We start from the raw sequence: 1,654 nt of genomic DNA on the forward strand, positions 1-1,654 counted from the left end.
AAATGGTTAGAAAGACTACGCGTAAATGTTGTAATAGCACCTTTGGTACTTGCATAGTCAATTAACTCATCGTGACCTTGATAACTCGTAATACTTGTTGTATTGATAATACTGTCCTCTTCTTTCAAATGAGGAAGTACTGCTTGAGTCAGATAAAACATCGAGTAAATATTTGTTTTAAATGTTATTTCTAATTGTTCTATCGTTATATTTTGAAAGGGCTTTGTTGCACAAACCTATCTGTAAAGGGTTTTTCAGCGATATAATTTTCAAATGAAGAAGCCTACACACAAAATCTACCGCACAACCAATTGGCCCGCATATAACCGAGCACTCATGAGTCGCGGAAATATTGCCATTTGGTTTGATCCTGCTACGCAATGGTATGCGCCATCAAAAGGCAAACAAGGGCGAAATCAAACCTACTCCGACGCAGCCATCCAATGCTGCTTAATGATTAAATCCTTATTCCGTCTGTCTTTACGTATGGTCACTGGCTTTGTGCAAAGTCTGATTAAACTTTGCGGATTAAATTGGACAGCACCAGATTATTCCACCATTTGTAGAAGACAAAAGCATATTGATATTGCAATCAGCTACCAAAAAAGTAGCGATGGGCTGCATCTACTCATGGACTCTACAGGCATGAAGTTTCTAGGTGAGGGCGAATGGAAACGCAAGAAACATGGACCTGAATTTCGTCGCCAATGGCGTAAACTTCATATTGGTATAGATGCTAAAACCCTACAAATACGAGCAGTTCAGCTTACAACCAATAATGTCAGTGATTCACAGGTGCTTGGTGATTTACTTAATCAGATTCCACAAGATGAGCGGATTGACTCTGTTTATACCGATGGAGCTTATGACACCAAGCAATGCCGTCAGGTCATTGCAGATCGGCAAGGGCATGCGGTGATTCCACCTAGAAAAAATGCGAAACAATGGTAAGATACAAAGAGTAGCTCGCTAGAGCGAAATGAATTACTTCGAACAATTAAACGTTTAGGCAGGACACTATGGAAAAAATGGTCAGGCTATCATCGGCGAAGTTTGGTTGAAACTAAGATGCATTGCATCAAATTATTAGGAGATAAACTCAGTGCAAGGAGTTATGATAGCCAAGTGAATGAGATCCATGCACGTGTAGCAGTCCTTAACAGATTTACGGAATTAGGTCGACCACTTACCCAAGTTACGCCTTAAATTTAGCTCAATTAGGGGCGCTTTGCATTTCAAATCTTTGTGCAACAAAGCCCATCGAAAATGGCATTATTGTCCCCACAGATTGGTGGGCAATTGTGTTTAACCCATCCTTCCCCTACCGATTTGCCCATATGGCAGCAGCGGCCTTCCTCGTCTCATCACTTTTGGTGGTTGGCACCGCCGCATGGCATTTACTGAAAGGTCGTCGTGATGAGTTGGTGAAAAAGTCTTTTTCTATGGGTTTATGGATGGTACTGGTCACGTCTTGCCTACAAGTTGTGATTGGGGACAACCACGGTTTAAATACCTTAAAACATCAACCTGCAAAATTGGCAGCCATTGAAGGCCATTGGGAAACCAATCGTGATCATGGTATGCCTTTATTACTGTTCGCTTTACCGAATATGGAAACAGAATCGAATGATTTTGAGGTTGGTATTCCCAATCT

Annotated in this window: 1 protein-coding gene and 2 pseudogenes; 2 read left to right on the forward strand and 1 reads right to left on the reverse strand. The window is 41.3% G+C overall.

The window, feature by feature from the left end; translation table 11 throughout:
- A pseudogene (locus ABWW28_RS27495) lies at positions 1-215 on the reverse strand (SDR family NAD(P)-dependent oxidoreductase); the annotation flags it as partial.
- Between the two features lie 58 nt (positions 216-273).
- Here ABWW28_RS27495 and ABWW28_RS27500 point away from each other — a divergent pair.
- Together ABWW28_RS27500 and ABWW28_RS27505 are read left to right on the forward strand one after the other, a co-directional pair.
- Positions 274-1,206: pseudogene (locus ABWW28_RS27500) on the forward strand (IS5 family transposase).
- A 95-nt stretch (positions 1,207-1,301) separates the two neighbouring features.
- Positions 1,302-1,654, forward strand: a 353-nt coding sequence (locus ABWW28_RS27505; RefSeq protein ID WP_353393003.1) for a cytochrome ubiquinol oxidase subunit I, incomplete at its 3' end; no start/stop codon positions are given.

The sequence above is a fragment of the Brucella sp. NBRC 14130 genome (assembly GCF_040371715.1).
In the GTDB taxonomy this organism is placed as follows: domain Bacteria; phylum Pseudomonadota; class Alphaproteobacteria; order Rhizobiales; family Rhizobiaceae; genus Brucella; species Brucella intermedia.